This is a genomic window from Litorivivens sp., from assembly GCF_041624475.1.
Lineage (GTDB): Bacteria > Pseudomonadota > Gammaproteobacteria > Pseudomonadales > Spongiibacteraceae > Litorivivens.
In genome coordinates, this window is record NZ_JBFJUX010000007.1 from 112,062 (window position 1) to 126,766 (window position 14,705).

Genomic DNA, 14,705 nt, shown 5'->3' on the forward strand with positions numbered 1-14,705 from the left:
GCAGGCGGCAATCATGCTGGGGTCGAACCACTTTGAATGGGCATTCTGTTTCGCGTGTCGACAAAGGGAATCTCGGTTTCAGAAAGCATTTTGTAATCGAAAGAATCATGGTCGGTAACCAGTACAGCGCAATCATAACTAGATAGTGCCTCAGCCGTTAACTTTACGGAACTCATCTCAAAACGATATTCGCGCTTGCGGGGAAAGTTTGCAATGTGTGGGTCTGAGTAGTCCACCAATGCACCTTTTTGATCTAACAGGTGGATGATTTCTACCGCAGGCGATTCTCTCGTATCGTCTACATTCTTTTTATATGCCAGCCCTAGCACAAGAATTCGACTGCCTTTTACCGCCTTGCCTTGCTCATTTAGCGCATCTGCTGTTTTCTGCACCACCCACGCGGGCATGGCGCGATTGACTTCCCCGGCCAATTCGATAAATCGGGTGTTAACACCGAATTCTCTGGCCTTCCAGGTCAAATAGAATGGGTCGATAGGGATGCAATGCCCGCCGAGCCCAGGCCCCGGCGTAAACTTTGTGAAGCCGAAGGGTTTGGTCGCGGCAGCGTCAATAACCTCGTGGATATTGATCCCCATTTTATCGGCCACAATTTTCATTTCGTTAACCAACCCGATATTGACGGCACGGTATATGTTCTCAAGCAGCTTGGTCATTTCCGCCGTTTTGGTGTTACTGACCGGCACCACCCTGTTTACGACTTCGCTATACAGTGCAACACCGGCCGTGAGGCAGTGTGCGGTGGATCCGCCGCAGACTTTGGGTATCTTTTGGGTGGTGAAGTTTTTGTTGCCGGGGTCTTCTCGCTCCGGGGAATATACTAGGTGGTAATTCTGTCCAATCTCGAAGCCTTGAGATTCAAGCAGAGGCTTGATCAGCTCCTCGGTCGTGCCGGGATATGTGGTGCTTTCCAGGGACAAGATTTGCCCCGCCTTGGTATAGGGTAGAACGTTCTCGACCGTGGATGTCACAAAGCTCAGGTCTGGTTCTCGGTACCGGTTTAGCGGTGTCGGGACGCAGATGATAAGAGCGTCGAGCAATTTGGCGCGGGCGTAGTCGCTTGTTGCCGAGAATCCTCGTTGTGTGGCGGCTGTAATACTTTCGTTACTAACAGTGTTCAGGTAGCTGCGCCCTTCATTTATGGCGGCGATTTTTGCTTCGTCGATGTCAAACCCTATAACCTCGAAGCCAGCCTCCGCAAACCGGATGACCAATGGCAGCCCAACATAACCCAGCCCGAATACCCCAACTACGGCTTGGTGGGTTCGAATCTTTTCCAGCAATGCTTCGAGGCTCATACTTCCGAGTTACCAGCGCACAACTTTGCTAAGGTAGGTGTGCGACGTTGTTATTTTAAGGGGCAATCATAGCATGAACTTTCGGTTTTCAGAGTGGCGGAAGGCGATTTCTGTTGCTCTGGTTTTAGCGGTATTGCAAGGCTGTTCACAGTTTGCGCCGTCTCCCGCCGCAGCTGGCTGGGGGCAGGTACCCGTTGAGCAGGAAGGTGGGGGGCGCCATTGGTATGCAGTGTGCTTTCGTATGCCCTGGAATGGTGATGGGCGCCCGGAGTGGGCGGTAGACGCTTTGCTGGCCCGAGAAGTCGTGTTGCCGCTGCTCGAACAAAGCGGAGGAAATATTGCTCTGTGGCGCTTTCACCGTCGGGCGGGAATGGACTCGGCGGGCCATCAATTGACGTTTTTGATGTATACCCACAAGCCCGTGGCCGATGCTGTTCAGTCGCAGATTAAAGGGAATTCATTGGTAGCCAGTCTGCAGAGGGCGGGGTATTTGAAAGGGGTGGTCACAACCTGTCGCGGCAGAGAGCCGTCGCCCGCTGTCGCTGCGCACAGTGATCCCGCTTGGCACCCGCACATTCAGAAAACCTGGCCGTATTACATTATGGGGGTCAGTGCCAGCTGGCTGGCTTTGGTTGATGGGGTGTCGGCCGAAATTGGTGATAGCTCTGAGCCGAAGTCCGTTACAGAGTTGCTTGAACATTATCAGGCCGTGCACAAAGAGGTTTCTGAAATTTGGCAGGGGCAGGGGCAGCATGCTTACATCCATCACCTGAGTGCGGTTTTTGCGTACGAGCCCTTGTTTATTCAGCGTTTTATTGGTTTTTAATGGGGCGCCTTACATTTGGAGTCGCATGGACAGGTCCAGCGCTTTGCAATCCTTCGTTAAAGTCCCCAGCGAAATATAATCCACCCCAGTTACCGCAATCTGCTTGAGGTTGGCTGAGGTAATCCCGCCGGAGGCCTCCAGTTTTGCCGTGCCTGAGTTAAGCGCCACAGCCCGCACCATATCTCTGGTGCTGAAGTTGTCCAGCATGATAATGTCAGCTCCACCCTGAAGCGCCTCATCAAACTGCCGGAGGTTCTCCACCTCGACCTCAACCGGCTTGCCGGGGGCGATCTCTCTTGCGGCTTCTATTGCCTGGGATATTCCCCCGCAGGCGGCAATATGGTTTTCCTTGATCAAAAAAGCATCAAATAACCCGATCCGGTGGTTGTAGCAGCCACCGCAGGTCACCGCGTATTTTTGGGCCGTACGCAGGCCGGGAATCGTTTTACGGGTATCGAGCAGTTTGACGCCGGTGCCTGTTACCAAGTCGGCGTACTGGCGGCATGTAGTGGCGGTGCCGGAGAGTAGTTGCAGGAAGTTCAAGGCGCTGCGCTCGCCGGTCAGCAAGCTGCGGGCTGGGCCAGTAAGGGTGAAGAGGGTCTGATTGGGTTCGACTTTGTCGCCGTCATTCACTTTCCAATCCACCTGCACTCTACCATCCAGCTGGGCGAAGACCTCGTTCACCCAGGCGCGACCGCATACTACGGCGTGTTCGCGGGTAATGATTGAGGCCTTGGCGCTGGCATCTTCGGGTACCAGCATGGCGGTAATGTCGCCACTGCCAATGTCTTCGGCGAGGGCTTGTTTAACGCTGTTGGCGATGTCGGTTTTGAGGGTGTCCAGATTCAAATCATTTTCCTTGCTGCGAGGTGGTGGGGTATGTCAAAGGAGATCGGTGTCTCATATTTTGGCTTTTCAGGCTCTTTGTACGTACATCTACTGATCTACGCGCTTTTGTGATCTTGGCGTCGCCTCACGTGACATCGCTCTGCTAGAATTAACTTAATTTCAATTGGTTAAAGGAAGTTTTTCACGCTCTGGCTAGGTGCTACGTGACGCCATTCGCAAAATGAGAAATAGTTGACCCGGCGCGGAGGCTTGGATAACCTCATTCGAAAGGTTCACAGTGCGTGATCTTCAGTGGCATATTGTCCTGTACGGTTTGATTCGGAGCAAGGGCTCTGTGTACTGGTGTGGTTGCTGCGACCAATTTTTAGAGATGTAACCCGATGAGTAACGATAATAAGGTAGTGCATTTGCGTGCAGGCCGGACAGCCTCCGGAGCACTGCCACCAGTATTTTCTGACTTGCAGAATTGTGCCTGGCGGTATCTGTCTGACTGCGCCCACCGTTTGCTGGATAATGCCGACGACGCGCTTTTTGAACTTGCCGACCGAGCGCTTCACGCCAATGAGCAGAACCTGTATTTCGAGGCGATGCGCGAGATTCGGGTGCACCGCCGCCGTATAGAAGCAGAATTTCGCCTGCAGCTGGCCAGCCCTTTGCAGATATTGGTTCAGGGTGGTCGCCATCAATCCGGTCAGGCCAAGCCGTTAGAGCTGCTCGATTATGAAGACATGGAAGAGCAGGTTGCGGTCGAGAGCATGGCCAGCAAGGCCAGCAAGCGCTACGCACAGGCCTTGTCCGCGCTTTCTGCGAGCTTCCATGCCTGGGGTGATTCCCAGGACGTGACACTGTCCGTGAATGAGAATTTCCTGCCTTTTACCCCGCTGAGTATCTGCGACGCCTTCGCCCAGGCGACCCGTGAGCTGGATCTGAACATCAAGCCCAAGCTGGTGTTGTTCAAGCTGTTTGATCGCCATGTGGTGTCTGAGCTGGGTGGTCTGTATCTGGAACTGTCCGGTGTATTGAAAACTGCAGGCTATTATCGCGAAGGCGAAAACAGTCTGCGTCCTCGCCCGGATGTTGCCGACCCGTCTGATCAGACGGTGCCCAATGAGCCTGTTGAGCAGGCTGAAGAATCTGTTGATGTCGACGAACTGGCGCAGCACACCGCAGGCACGGTATTTGATGTGCTCAAGGGCCTGCTTGCGGCCGACGGCAGCGAAGCGGGCGGCGGTAAGGTTCAATTGTCACGCGGCTCTCTGTTGAAGGTGCTGCAGGAGCTGCAAGGCTCCCAGCTTGAGCGCTTGCATGTCACCGCGCATTCCTCTGCGGGCGAAGTCGCCCAGTTGCCCTCTGACCTGGCTGACAAGCTGCGCAATGTGCGGCGCGATATGCTGGACGATTCAGACGAAAGCGTCGCCCAGCGCGATTTTGATGTGATCAACTTGGTGTCGCTGCTGTTTCAGTACGTGCTGGAAGACGACAGTCTGGCGAGTCCGATGCGTGCGCTGATCGCGCACCTGCAGATTCCCGTGCTGAAAGCCGCCATGCTCGACAAGCGTTTTTTCAGCAAAGAAGGGCATCCGGCCCGCCTGTTGCTGAACACCATTGCCGATGCCTGCATAGGCTGGCAGCCCGGTGGCGACCTGGAAGACGACCCGTTATACGCTGAAATTGAAAATCTGGTGCGGGATGTACTGGCGCGCGCTGATGGCAGTGCCGGGGTCTTTCAGGACGCACTGGATGAATTTAAAGTCTATCTGGAGCAGGAGCGGCGACGCGCAGACCGGGTTACCCAGCGCGTGCTCGATGCCCACGACGGCAAGCAGGTCGCCGAGCAGGCGCGTGAAATTGTCGATAGTCTGATTCAGGCCAAGCTCAGTGAAGTGTCTTGTCCCGACGTTCTGGCCACCCTGCTGACCGAGGGCTGGAGCAAGGTCCTGTTTTTGCAGTATGTGCAGCAGGGCGAAAACAGTGAGGCGTGGCGACAGGCGGTTTCTGTAGCCGACAACCTTCTGTGGAGTGTACAGCCGGTAGAGAGCACCGCGCACCGCGACAAGCTGCTGGCTGATTTGCCCAACATTCTGGAAAGCCTGCGCGCCGGTCTGAATCAGATTGGTTACAATCCCTACGATTTAAAAGAACAGCTTCAGCAACTGGAAGCTGTTCATATGGGCTTGCTGAAAAAAGGTCGCGACAATGATAGCGATGCGGTGGCAGAGGCGACTCCTGTCGAGAGTAGTCCCGAGAAGGATGTTGATCTGGACGCGCTGGATGCCTCACTGGCGGCCTCGCTGGGCGAAGCTCCGGCAGCCAGCGATTCCGAGCTGGATGAAGCTGAGCGCCGTCTGACCCGCCTGCAAGTCGGCAACTGGGTAGAGTTTTTGCAAGACGACGGTAATCGCCTGCGCTGTCGCCTGGCGGCCGTTATTGCCAGTACCGGGCGTCATATTTTCGTGAATCGCTCGGGCATGAAGGTGGCCGAATACGAGAAGAACGATCTCCTGCTCAAACTCGCCGGCGATCAGATGACGATGCTGGACGACGGCATGCTGTTCGACCGGGCTCTGGAATCTGTAATCAGCAACCTGCGTGATATGAAAGACAAGCCGGTTTGATGGCGTGCCAGTGGTGGCTTTGTGACCACAGGTGATCAGACTGCAGGTGAAAATTCCATCTCAACCAGCGGCTGGCTGACAGCCGCCGAGATATGCCCCTCTCCCAATTTCAATGAGCGCCCGCCAGGCTGCGAAGTCAGCCTGCTGGTGATTCACAATATCAGTTTGCCACCGGGTGAGTTTGGCGGCCGGCAGGTGCACGATTTCTTCACTAACTGCCTGGATTGCGATGCGCATCCGGCGCTGGCCGATCTGCGTGACCTGCAGGTCTCTTCTCATTTGCTGATAGACCGCCAAGGCCAACTTACCCAGTTTGTCCCCTTTGATAAGCGAGCCTGGCATGCGGGGGTATCCTGCTTTGCCGGTGTGGAGAATTGCAATGACTTCAGTATCGGGGTGGAGCTGGAGGGCACAGATGATACTCCCTACACGGAATCGCAATACGCGGCGCTCGCCCGCGTGACAAAGATACTCATGGCGCACTATCCTTTGCTGAATCCGGCGCGTATTGTCGGGCACAGTGACATTGCCCCCGGACGTAAAACCGATCCGGGGCCAGCGTTTGATTGGCATAACTACAAAAAACGGCTGAGTTAATGGAATTTCTAGCGATCATTACCGTGCTGGCAGCACTTCAGATCTGGGGCTATGGTGCAGTGCCGCAGCATGATGACTGGTTGGTTGCAGTTCACCAACGGGTGTCTTCGATCAATAATCTGCGTCTCCGTCTGGCGCTGCTGATCATGTTGCCGGTATTTGCGGTTTTGCTGCTGCAGGTGGCGCTGGAAGGCGTGCTGTGGGGCTTGCCCCTGTTGCTGTTTTATGTGGCGGTTTTGCTCTACAGCCTGGGGCGGGGCGATTTCCGCTCGCACTTGGCGCTGTATACCGACGCCTGGCACCGCGGTGATCTGCAGGGCGCAACAGAACAGGCCCATGAGTTGGAAGGTTTTGACCTGTCGGCGGTGCCGGGCAATGCCTCCGAGCTGCATGCCGAAGTTCGCAAGGCGCTTTTTTATCAGGGTTTTGAGCGTTGGTTTGCGGTGGTGTTCTGGTTTGTGCTGCTGGGCCCCGCTGCCGCGTTGGCCTACCGCCTGTTCCGCTTGTTGGGCAATCGGCCGGAAACCAGCCCAGAAGAACAGCAGTTGCTGGATCAGGGCATACAGTTTCTGGAATGGCTGCCAGCGCGTTTACTGGCCTTTACCTTTGCGGTTGTCGGTGATTTTGACCGTGTTGTCAGCGCAGTGAGTGCTCACCTTGTAGAGGCAAGCCGGGCGCCAGACCTGCTGGCCGACAGCGGCCACGCAGCTCTGGCCAGCCCCATGCGCGATGACTGCCCGGCGGACCAGTTCGCCAGCGAAGCCGAGGCGGAATTGAGCTGTGCCCAAAAGCTGATTTCCCGCAGCGTGGTGTGCTGGGTCGCCGTACTGGCCGTGCTTCAACTCTTTTAAGCGATGCGAATTGGCATTGATCTCGGCGGCACCAAAATTGAAGCCGTGCTTATGGATGAGCGCGGCCAGATCCATCAAACCCTGCGCGTAGCCACGCCGGCTTCGCATTACACAAAAACCCTTCAGGCAATTGCCGAGCTTGTATCCCAGCTGGAAGCCGACTGCGGCAGACCTTGCCCAGTCGGGATCGGCACGCCTGGTTCTCCCGCTCGCGCCAGTGGCCTGATGAAAAACTGCAACAGTGTGGTCTTGAACGGCAAAGCCCTGAAGGCCGATCTTGAAGCCCTGTTGCAGCGTGAAATTCGAATGGCAAATGATGCGGATTGTTTTGCCCTGTCCGAAGCCACTGATGGTGCAGGTGCTGGCTATAAAACTGTATTTGGCGTGATTCTCGGCACCGGAGTCGGCGGCGGGCTGGTGGTTAACCATCAGCTGATAGCCGGGCCGAATGGTCTCGCGGGAGAGTGGGGGCATAATCCGCTGCCCGGCGCCGATGAGCAGCGCCCCTGCTACTGCGGCGGCAGGGATTGCATCGAGAGCCACTTGAACGGCGCCGGACTCTTGACCATGGCTGTCGCGTCAGGCCGATCTGAACTGAATAAACTAACGAGCGCGCAGCAGCTCAGCGTTCTGGCCGAGCAAGGCAGTGAGTATGCAGCGGCGATCCTGCAAGACTATGCCCGCAAGCTGTCCCGAGCCCTGGCCACGGTCATCAATATCGTCGACCCGGACATCATCGTGCTGGGCGGTGGCCTGTCGAATATCCAGCGCCTTTACCGCCTGTTACCGCCGATGCTGGCAGAAGATGTGTTTGGTCGAGACTGTGTAACGCCGGTGGTTGCTGCCCGTTACGGTGATGCCAGCGGTGTGCGGGGCGCGGCCTGGTTGTGGCCGGTCGCGTCTGCGGAATTAAAGTAGAGTCGTTGTCATTGCGAGGAGCGTCAGCGACGGTTTACTTCGGATCGTCCTTGGGTTTGGCCGGTTGCCAAAGCACTTCCTCACCTCCATCGCGGCGGGCAATCAGACGCGCCAGTACAAATAACAGGTCTGAAAGACGATTGAGGTATTTGCGCACCGGCGGGTTAACCTCATCGGTTTTGGTCAGGGTGATCACGCAGCGCTCGGCCCGCCGGCAGACCACGCGCGCCAGATGGCATTGGGCCGCTGCCAGACTGCCGCCGGGGAGAATAAAATTCTTGAGCGGCGGCAGAGCTTCGTTCAGGCGGTCCAGCTCTGTTTCAATCGCGCTGATGCGTTCATCGCTGATCAAAGTAAAGCCGGGCACCGCAAGTTCTCCGCCGAGATCAAACAGGTCGTGCTGTATCTGTGAAAGCAGCGGCAGGTGCTCGTCGTTGGCAGGCAGTGACGCGATCAGTACGCCGACATGACTGTTGACTTCATCGACCGTGCCGATGGCTTCCATGCGCGGCGCATCTTTATCGATGCGGCTGCCATCGCCGAGACCGGTCGTGCCATCGTCGCCGGTGCGGGTATAGATTTTTGAAAGACGATGCCCCATGGTGTCCTCGTTTTGACCCTGTTTTGCAGTCGCTGCTGCGATAGAATAGCCATTTTGCCAGAATCGCAGGCGCGAGTCCTGGCGCTGGTCAGGAATAACCCGAATGATAGAATTCTTTCTCGGTGGGGCGCGTTCCGGCAAAAGTCGTCTGGCTGAAGCGGCGGTAGAGCGCAGTGGGTTGCAGAAGGTCTATCTCGCCACGGCCCAAGCCCGGGACGATGAAATGCAGCAACGTATTGCGCGGCACCAAAACGACCGCGGAGCGCAGTGGCTCACACTGGAAGAACCGCTGGCACTGACCCGGGTTTTGCAGGAGCAGGCCTCGCCGGATCGTTGTATTCTGGTGGACTGCCTTACGCTGTGGCTGAGTAACTGGCTGGAAGCGGACGAGGCCCGCTGGCCGCAGGTCAAACAGGAATTTATTGCTGCGCTACCCACGCTGCCGGGCCGGATTGTCCTGGTGAGCAATGAGGTAGGGCAGGGCATCGTGCCAATGAATGCGCTGGCGCGCCGATTTGTTGATGAGAGTGGCTGGTTGCATCAGGACTTGGCCGGCGTGTGCCAGCGGATGAGCTTTGTGGTCGCTGGAATACCTATAACACTAAAGGAGAATTGAGGTGGAAGAAGCGTGGTACCTGGAAGAAGCACCGGCGCCGGATGAGGATATTCTGGTGCAGGCCCGTGCCCGACAGGACAGTCTCACCAAGCCGAAAGGCGCACTGGGCCGGTTGGAAGAGGTGGTCATTCAGCTGGCAGGTAATCAGCGCACCCTCACCCCCGGTATTACCAAACCCGCAATTGTGGTTTTTGCCGGCGATCACGGTGTAGCGGCCGAGGGCGTTTCTGCCTATCCCCAAGCCGTTACCGGCGAAATGGTGCGAAACTTTTCCGCCGGCGGCGCGGCGATCACCGTGCTGGCGAGAAACCTGAATGTGCCCTTTCGGGTCTTTAACATGGGTACCGTCGATTCTCTGGAAGAGCTCCCCAACGTTGAAGACCGCCGTGTTGCCGGTGGCACCCAGAACATCTGCACCAGTCCGGCCATGGACGCGCGCCAGCTTGAAGACTGTATGACTGCAGGCAAAGAAGCCGTGGACTCGGCTGGTGATATCGATTTGTTTATCGGCGGTGAAATGGGGATTGGCAACAGCACCATTGCGGCGGCACTGGCGGTGGCTCACACCAAGCTTGCGGCTCAGGCGATGGTGGGACGTGGAACCGGTATTGATGATCAGGGTTTTGCGAAGAAGTCGGCGGTGGTGACTCGGGCGTTGTCCAAACACCTGCCGCATATGCGTATAGGCATTGATTACCTGCAGCGTATTGGTGGCTTCGAAGTGAACGCCCTGGCTGCGGCCTATATCCGCGCTGCACAAAAGGGTATTGCGGTTATGGTGGATGGCTATATCTGCACGGCGGCGGCGATGGCGGCGGTCAAAGTAAACCCGAGTATCCGGCCGTGGTTGTTTTTCTCTCACTGCTCAGCCGAGCCCGGCCACGAAAAACTGCTTAACAAACTTGAAGCGAAACCCCTGCTGTCACTGGAAATGCGGCTGGGCGAAGGCAGTGGCGCGGCGCTGGCCCTGCCTATTCTACAGTCAGCCTGTGCCCTGCATCGGGAAATGGCAAGTTTCGATGAAGCCGGCGTCAGTCGCAGTGTTTGATTTCAAAGTCACCACCATCGATCTATTGCGCCACGGCGCCTGTGAAGGCGGCGAAATTTTTCGTGGCAGTACCAACGTTGCGCTGAGTGACAAGGGCTGGTCGCAGATGCGCTCGGCCGTTGCCGAAGAGAGTGGCTGGTCGCAGATCGTCAGCTCTGATCTGAAGCGCTGCCGGGAGTTTGCTCACTGGCTGGCCGAAGAGCGCGGCATAGCCGTTGAAACCGATGCGCGGCTTCGCGAAATTCACTTTGGTGACTGGGAAGGTCAGCTCGTGGCCGAAGTGCGTGAACAGTACCCACAGGAATGGAAAGCCTTTTTTGGCAAACCGTCGCAGGCTGTAGCGCCAAACGGCGAAACCATGGTCGATTTCCATGCGCGGGTGACGCCGGCTATCGGCGAGTGGGCTCAGCAGCTTCGCGGCCAGCATTTTCTGGTGGTGGCCCACGGCGCGGTGATTCGTTCGATTATGGTGAACTGGTTGCAAATGCCACTCGATGGCATTACCAGTCTGTCAGTGCCCTATGCGGGCCTGTCACGTTTCAAGATTTTTGAGCAGGAAGGGAGTGAGCCCTGGGCGCAGTTGGTGTTTCATCGGGGGTAGTCTGCCCCTTTCTGCCTTAGGGAGAGAGTCGTTCAGTGTTTAAGAGAAAACAGAGCCTCAATATCCAAATGTTCTTCTAGGCAGTCCGCCAGTCTGTTCAGATTCTTTTCCAGCAGTGATTCAAAATCAAAATCCGAGCTTTGATTCAAACCCGCCCACTGTAAAATCGCATCACGTGCTGACTTTTTATCAAACACCCCATGCAAATAGGTGCCGAGCACTTGCCCGTTTTCGGATAAATAACCATCTCGCCCGTGTTCCACGGTCAATGCCGGATATTTATCAAGGTCTGGCCCGCTGCTAATGCCGCAATGGATTTCATAGCCCTGCGCCTCGCCTCCCAGTAATGTTCCCGTCGTATGCCGCAGTATTTTCGACTCGGTCATGGTGGTGTCAAAATCCGCGAGCCCCAGAGCGGTCGTTGAGCCCGCTGCGCTTTCAATCCCCTTGGGGTCGTGAACCTGTCTGCCCAGCATCTGAAAGCCTCCGCAAATACCCATCAGTTTTTTACCGAGAGTCAAATGCTTCTGGATCGATTGATCCCACCCCTGGGCCCTGAGAAAGTCGAGGTCGGAGCGGGTGTTTTTGGTGCCGGGCAGAATAATCAGGTCGCATTCGGGAATCGCCTGCCCCGGCCTGACGTACTGAAAGTCGACCAATGGGTGCAGGCGCAGGGGGTCGAAGTCTGTGTGATTGCCGATGCGGGAAAACACAGGAACACAGACCCGCAGCAGGCTGTCGTCAAGCACCTGACTGCGATCGACCGCATCTTCGGCTTCCAGATAAAAATCCTGCAGATAGGGCACCACACCGAGTACCGGTTTGCCGGTGTAGTCTTCCAGCCAATTCAGGCCGTTTTGCAGCAGGGCAATATCTCCGCGAAAGCGATTGATGATAAAGCCTTTTACCCGCGCGCGTTCGCTTTCGCTCAGCAGTGCGAGTGTGCCGACAATGTGGGCGAATACGCCACCACGATCGATGTCGGCCACTAGTATGACCGGGCAGTCTGCCGCCTCGGCAAAGCCCATATTGGCAATATCGCCCTCGCGCAGATTGATTTCTGCCGGGCTACCGGCTCCTTCCACCACCACATAATCGTATCGTTCGACCAGTCGAGAGTGGGATTCCAGCACTGCCTGCAGGGCTCGGGGTTTGTAGTTGTGATATACGGCGGCATCCATATTGCTGAGTGCCTTGCCGTGGATGACCACCTGCGCGCCAATATCGGTATTCGGCTTCAACAGCACCGGATTCATGTCTGTGTGCGGCGACAAACCGCAGGCGCGGGCCTGTACCGCCTGAGCCCGACCAATTTCACCGCCATCCACCGTAACCGCACTGTTCAATGCCATGTTCTGGGGTTTAAAGGGGGCGACAGAAAAGCCGCGTCGTTTGAGCACACGGCACAAGCCGGCCACCATGACACTTTTGCCGGCATCGGAGGTGGTGCCTTGTACCATCAGGGTGGCGGCGTTCAGGGTTCGTTCGGCTGCCATTGGTTTTCCATTACAAAATGCTCAAGAGGTGCACGCTCTGCCCAGGCTTCCTGTTCCAGCATGGGGCGATCATAAAATGATTCCACCGGGCCGAGACAGAGGATGGCCAGCGGTTCGCTGTCGGCGGGCAGTTTGAGCAGGGTTTTCAGATCGTCGGGCTCGAACAGGGAGACCCAACCCATGCCCAAACCTTCGGCGCGGGCAGCCAGCCACAGGTTCTGGATGGCGCAGGCCGTTGATGCGATATCCATATGGGGCATGGTGCGACGCCCGAAAATATGTGCTTCGCGTTTGTCTTTCAAGGTAACGACAAGCAGTTCGGCACAGTCGCGAATGCCTTCAACTTTCAGAGATAGAAACTCCGACTCGCGCTCGCCCATAGCGGCGGCGGTGGCTCGCCTTTCGGTTTGCACCAGGGCGTAGACCTGATCGCGCAGATTGTTATCGGTAATGCGAATAAAGCGCCAGGGCTGCATCAAACCGACACTCGGCGCGGCGTGTGCTGCGGACAGTAGACGAGCCAGCACCGACTCATCAACCTTGCCGCCGCAGAAGTGCCGCATATCCCTGCGTTCGTATATTGCACGGTACAAAGCCTGCTTATCAGCATCACTGTATGGCTCAGTCATTGACCGCTCCGGTGGCGGGCACAAAATAACGACGACCATCGACAGTCGTTTCTGCCAGCGGCTGTTGGTACAGGGTTTCCAATGCCGAGCGCTCCAGCATTTTGTTTGACTCGCCCCAACAGGCTCTGCCATCGGGGTAGAGCAGCAGAATATGGGTACACCAGCGGGCCGCCAGATTCAGATCATGCAGGCATAGCAATACCGCGCGTCCCGATTCTGCTTCACTGGCAAACAGATTCATCGCCTGCACCTGATGACGCAAGTCCAGATGATTGCCAGGCTCATCGGCCAGCCAGATGGTGGGTTGCTGGCACAGGGCGGTTGCCAGCGCCAGACGTTGGCGCTCGCCGCCGGACAGGGTGGAAACCAGTCGGTCTTCCAGTGCGCTCAAGGCTGTGCGTTTTAAGGCATCTCGAGCCAGCGCCAGATCTTCCGCCGTTTCCACATCCCAAGGGGCCATGTAGGGGTGGCGACCGATTAGTACGGTTTCCAGCACGGTTGCCGGAAAGCCGTCCTGACGCTCCTGAAACACTACCGCAATCTCTCTGGCAATCTGTTTCCGTCGCAATTGGGCAAAGCCCAGGTCATTCAGCTCCACGAAGCCCGAGCGGGGGCTTTTCAAGCCGGCCAGAGTATGGAGCAAGGTGGTTTTACCCGCACCGTTGGGGCCGAGCACGCCCCAGATCTGGCCGGGCTGAATAGAAAAGTCCAGCGGCGTGCCGTCGCCGCGCTCGGGAATATCAATAACCAATTGCCGGGCAGACAGCGTCGACATCAGCGGCTCCGGTACAAGAGGTAAAGAAAAGTAGGCACGCCGAGCAGGGCGGTGATGACGCCTGCCGGCAACTGTTCCGGGGCGATAATGGTTCTTGCCAGGGTATCTGCAAGCACAAGCAGGGCGCCGCCGGTCAGGGCTGCCGCCGGGAGTATCAGGCGCTGATCATTGCCGAGCACCAAGCGCAGCATATGAGGCACGACTAAACCGACAAAACCAATACTGCCGGCGGTGGTCACGGCGCTTGCGGTCAGCAGGCTGGCGCTACCGTAGATGCTCCATTCCAATGGCCGCACCGCAACGCCAAGCGCGGCTGCCTGCATCGGGCCACGGGCCAGCACATTCAGACTGCGCCCCAGTGGCAACAGAATCAGGCTGGTCAGAGCGAGAATAATCAGTGCCGGCCAGGGGCTGCGTGCGTAGGCCAGATCACCCATCAGCCAGTACAACATGCCCGGTAACTGCTCGGTGGGGCCGACCGCGAGCATAAAGGTAATAACGGCGCCCCAGCCTGAGGATACGACAACACCGGTCAACAGCAGGCGTGTGGTTGTCCAGCTGCCGCGCCCGTGGGCCAGACCAAAAACCAATACCGCCGACCCCAGTGCCCCCGCGAAGGCGGCGATCGAGACGATTGCCGGGGGCATTCCAGCTAGCATGCAGAGCAATGCCGCCACGGCTGCACCACCAGACAAGCCGAGTACATAGGGGTCGGCGAGCGGGTTGCGCAGTAATACCTGCATCAAGGCGCCGGCCACTGCCAACAAGCCACCGGTGGCAAAGGCTGCCAGCGAGCGCGGCAGGCGCAGTTCCAGAATCAGGGTGCGGTGCAGAGGCTCGCCGCCGCCGCTGATTACCGCCCAGAGTTCGCCGACGCTGATGGCAACACTGCCTGTGGACACACTGACGGCAATACAGATTACAGACGCTGCGGCCAGCAGTAACAGTGGCACGCTACGTCGTCGCA

15 protein-coding genes are annotated in these 14,705 nt (G+C 57.2%); 8 read left to right on the top strand and 7 right to left on the bottom strand.

Translation table 11 applies throughout. The features are described 5' to 3' along the window. Positions 1-11: 11 nt before the first annotated feature. Entirely contained in the window at positions 12-1,316 is a 1,305-nt protein-coding gene (locus tag ABY734_RS09680; protein WP_372778791.1) for a nucleotide sugar dehydrogenase, read from the bottom strand. Positions 1,317-1,389: 73 nt separating this feature from the next. Between ABY734_RS09680 and ABY734_RS09685 the strand changes: the two genes are divergently transcribed. After that, complete coding sequence (locus ABY734_RS09685) at positions 1,390-2,142, top strand: hypothetical protein (protein ID WP_372778792.1); 753 nt, start codon at positions 1,390-1,392, stop codon at positions 2,140-2,142. 9 nt (positions 2,143-2,151) lie between these two features. Here ABY734_RS09685 and nadC read toward each other — a convergent pair whose 3' ends face one another. Then, the gene (gene nadC / locus ABY734_RS09690) at positions 2,152-2,991 is read right to left on the bottom strand and encodes a carboxylating nicotinate-nucleotide diphosphorylase (protein WP_372778793.1); all 840 of its coding nucleotides are present in this window, start codon (positions 2,989-2,991) and stop codon (positions 2,152-2,154) included. A gap of 380 nt (positions 2,992-3,371) precedes the next feature. Here nadC and ABY734_RS09695 point away from each other — a divergent pair, with 380 nt between their 5' ends. Genes ABY734_RS09695 through ABY734_RS09710 form a run of 4 tightly spaced genes read left to right on the top strand, consistent with a single transcriptional unit; the run spans position 3,372 to position 7,972 of the window. Then, positions 3,372-5,606: a DUF1631 domain-containing protein gene (locus ABY734_RS09695; RefSeq protein ID WP_372778794.1), complete on the top strand. Its 2,235-nt coding sequence runs from the start codon at positions 3,372-3,374 to the stop codon at positions 5,604-5,606. A 21-nt stretch (positions 5,607-5,627) separates the two neighbouring features. Then, entirely contained in the window at positions 5,628-6,203 is a 576-nt protein-coding gene (gene ampD, locus ABY734_RS09700; RefSeq protein ID WP_372778795.1) for a 1,6-anhydro-N-acetylmuramyl-L-alanine amidase AmpD, read from the top strand. Further along, positions 6,203-7,054, top strand: a complete 852-nt coding sequence (ampE, locus tag ABY734_RS09705) for a regulatory signaling modulator protein AmpE (protein WP_372778796.1) — start codon at positions 6,203-6,205, stop codon at positions 7,052-7,054. The genes ampD and ampE overlap by 1 nt, the downstream gene beginning before the upstream one ends. 3 nt (positions 7,055-7,057) lie before the next feature. Beyond that, positions 7,058-7,972, top strand: coding sequence for an ROK family protein (locus ABY734_RS09710; protein WP_372778797.1), 915 nt, complete (start codon positions 7,058-7,060; stop codon positions 7,970-7,972). Positions 7,973-8,006: 34 nt separating this feature from the next. Here ABY734_RS09710 and ABY734_RS09715 read toward each other — a convergent pair whose 3' ends face one another. Continuing rightward, a complete protein-coding gene (locus tag ABY734_RS09715; RefSeq protein ID WP_372778798.1) occupies positions 8,007-8,573 on the bottom strand; it encodes a cob(I)yrinic acid a,c-diamide adenosyltransferase in 567 nt (188 codons plus the stop codon). 103 nt (positions 8,574-8,676) lie between these two features. Here ABY734_RS09715 and cobU point away from each other — a divergent pair, with 103 nt between their 5' ends. From cobU to ABY734_RS09730, 3 genes are read left to right on the top strand one after another with little or no spacing between them, the layout of a single operon-like run. Further along, positions 8,677-9,189, top strand: coding sequence for a bifunctional adenosylcobinamide kinase/adenosylcobinamide-phosphate guanylyltransferase (gene cobU / locus ABY734_RS09720; protein ID WP_372778799.1), 513 nt, complete (start codon positions 8,677-8,679; stop codon positions 9,187-9,189). A gap of 1 nt (position 9,190) precedes the next feature. Then, positions 9,191-10,237: a nicotinate-nucleotide--dimethylbenzimidazole phosphoribosyltransferase gene (cobT, locus tag ABY734_RS09725; RefSeq protein WP_372778800.1), complete on the top strand. Its 1,047-nt coding sequence runs from the start codon at positions 9,191-9,193 to the stop codon at positions 10,235-10,237. After that, positions 10,230-10,838 carry a histidine phosphatase family protein gene (locus tag ABY734_RS09730; protein ID WP_372778801.1) on the top strand — a complete coding sequence of 203 codons (609 nt, stop codon included), beginning with the start codon at positions 10,230-10,232 and terminating at the stop codon, positions 10,836-10,838. The genes cobT and ABY734_RS09730 overlap by 8 nt, the downstream gene beginning before the upstream one ends. 32 nt (positions 10,839-10,870) lie before the next feature. Here the strand turns inward: ABY734_RS09730 and ABY734_RS09735 are convergent, their stop codons facing one another. Genes ABY734_RS09735 through ABY734_RS09750 form a run of 4 tightly spaced genes read right to left on the bottom strand, consistent with a single transcriptional unit; the run spans position 10,871 to position 14,691 of the window. Beyond that, positions 10,871-12,334 carry a cobyric acid synthase gene (locus tag ABY734_RS09735; protein WP_372778802.1) on the bottom strand — a complete coding sequence of 488 codons (1,464 nt, stop codon included), beginning with the start codon at positions 12,332-12,334 and terminating at the stop codon, positions 10,871-10,873. After that, positions 12,313-12,963 (bottom strand): 5,6-dimethylbenzimidazole synthase, encoded by a 651-nt coding sequence (bluB, locus tag ABY734_RS09740; RefSeq protein ID WP_372778803.1) that lies wholly within the window; start codon positions 12,961-12,963, stop codon positions 12,313-12,315. The genes ABY734_RS09735 and bluB overlap by 22 nt, the downstream gene beginning before the upstream one ends. Beyond that, positions 12,956-13,738 (bottom strand): ABC transporter ATP-binding protein, encoded by a 783-nt coding sequence (locus ABY734_RS09745; RefSeq protein ID WP_372778804.1) that lies wholly within the window; start codon positions 13,736-13,738, stop codon positions 12,956-12,958. Before ABY734_RS09745 ends, bluB begins: the two co-directional genes overlap by 8 nt. Beyond that, complete coding sequence (locus ABY734_RS09750) at positions 13,738-14,691, bottom strand: FecCD family ABC transporter permease (protein WP_372778849.1); 954 nt, start codon at positions 14,689-14,691, stop codon at positions 13,738-13,740. The genes ABY734_RS09745 and ABY734_RS09750 overlap by 1 nt, the downstream gene beginning before the upstream one ends. Positions 14,692-14,705 lie beyond the last annotated feature (14 nt).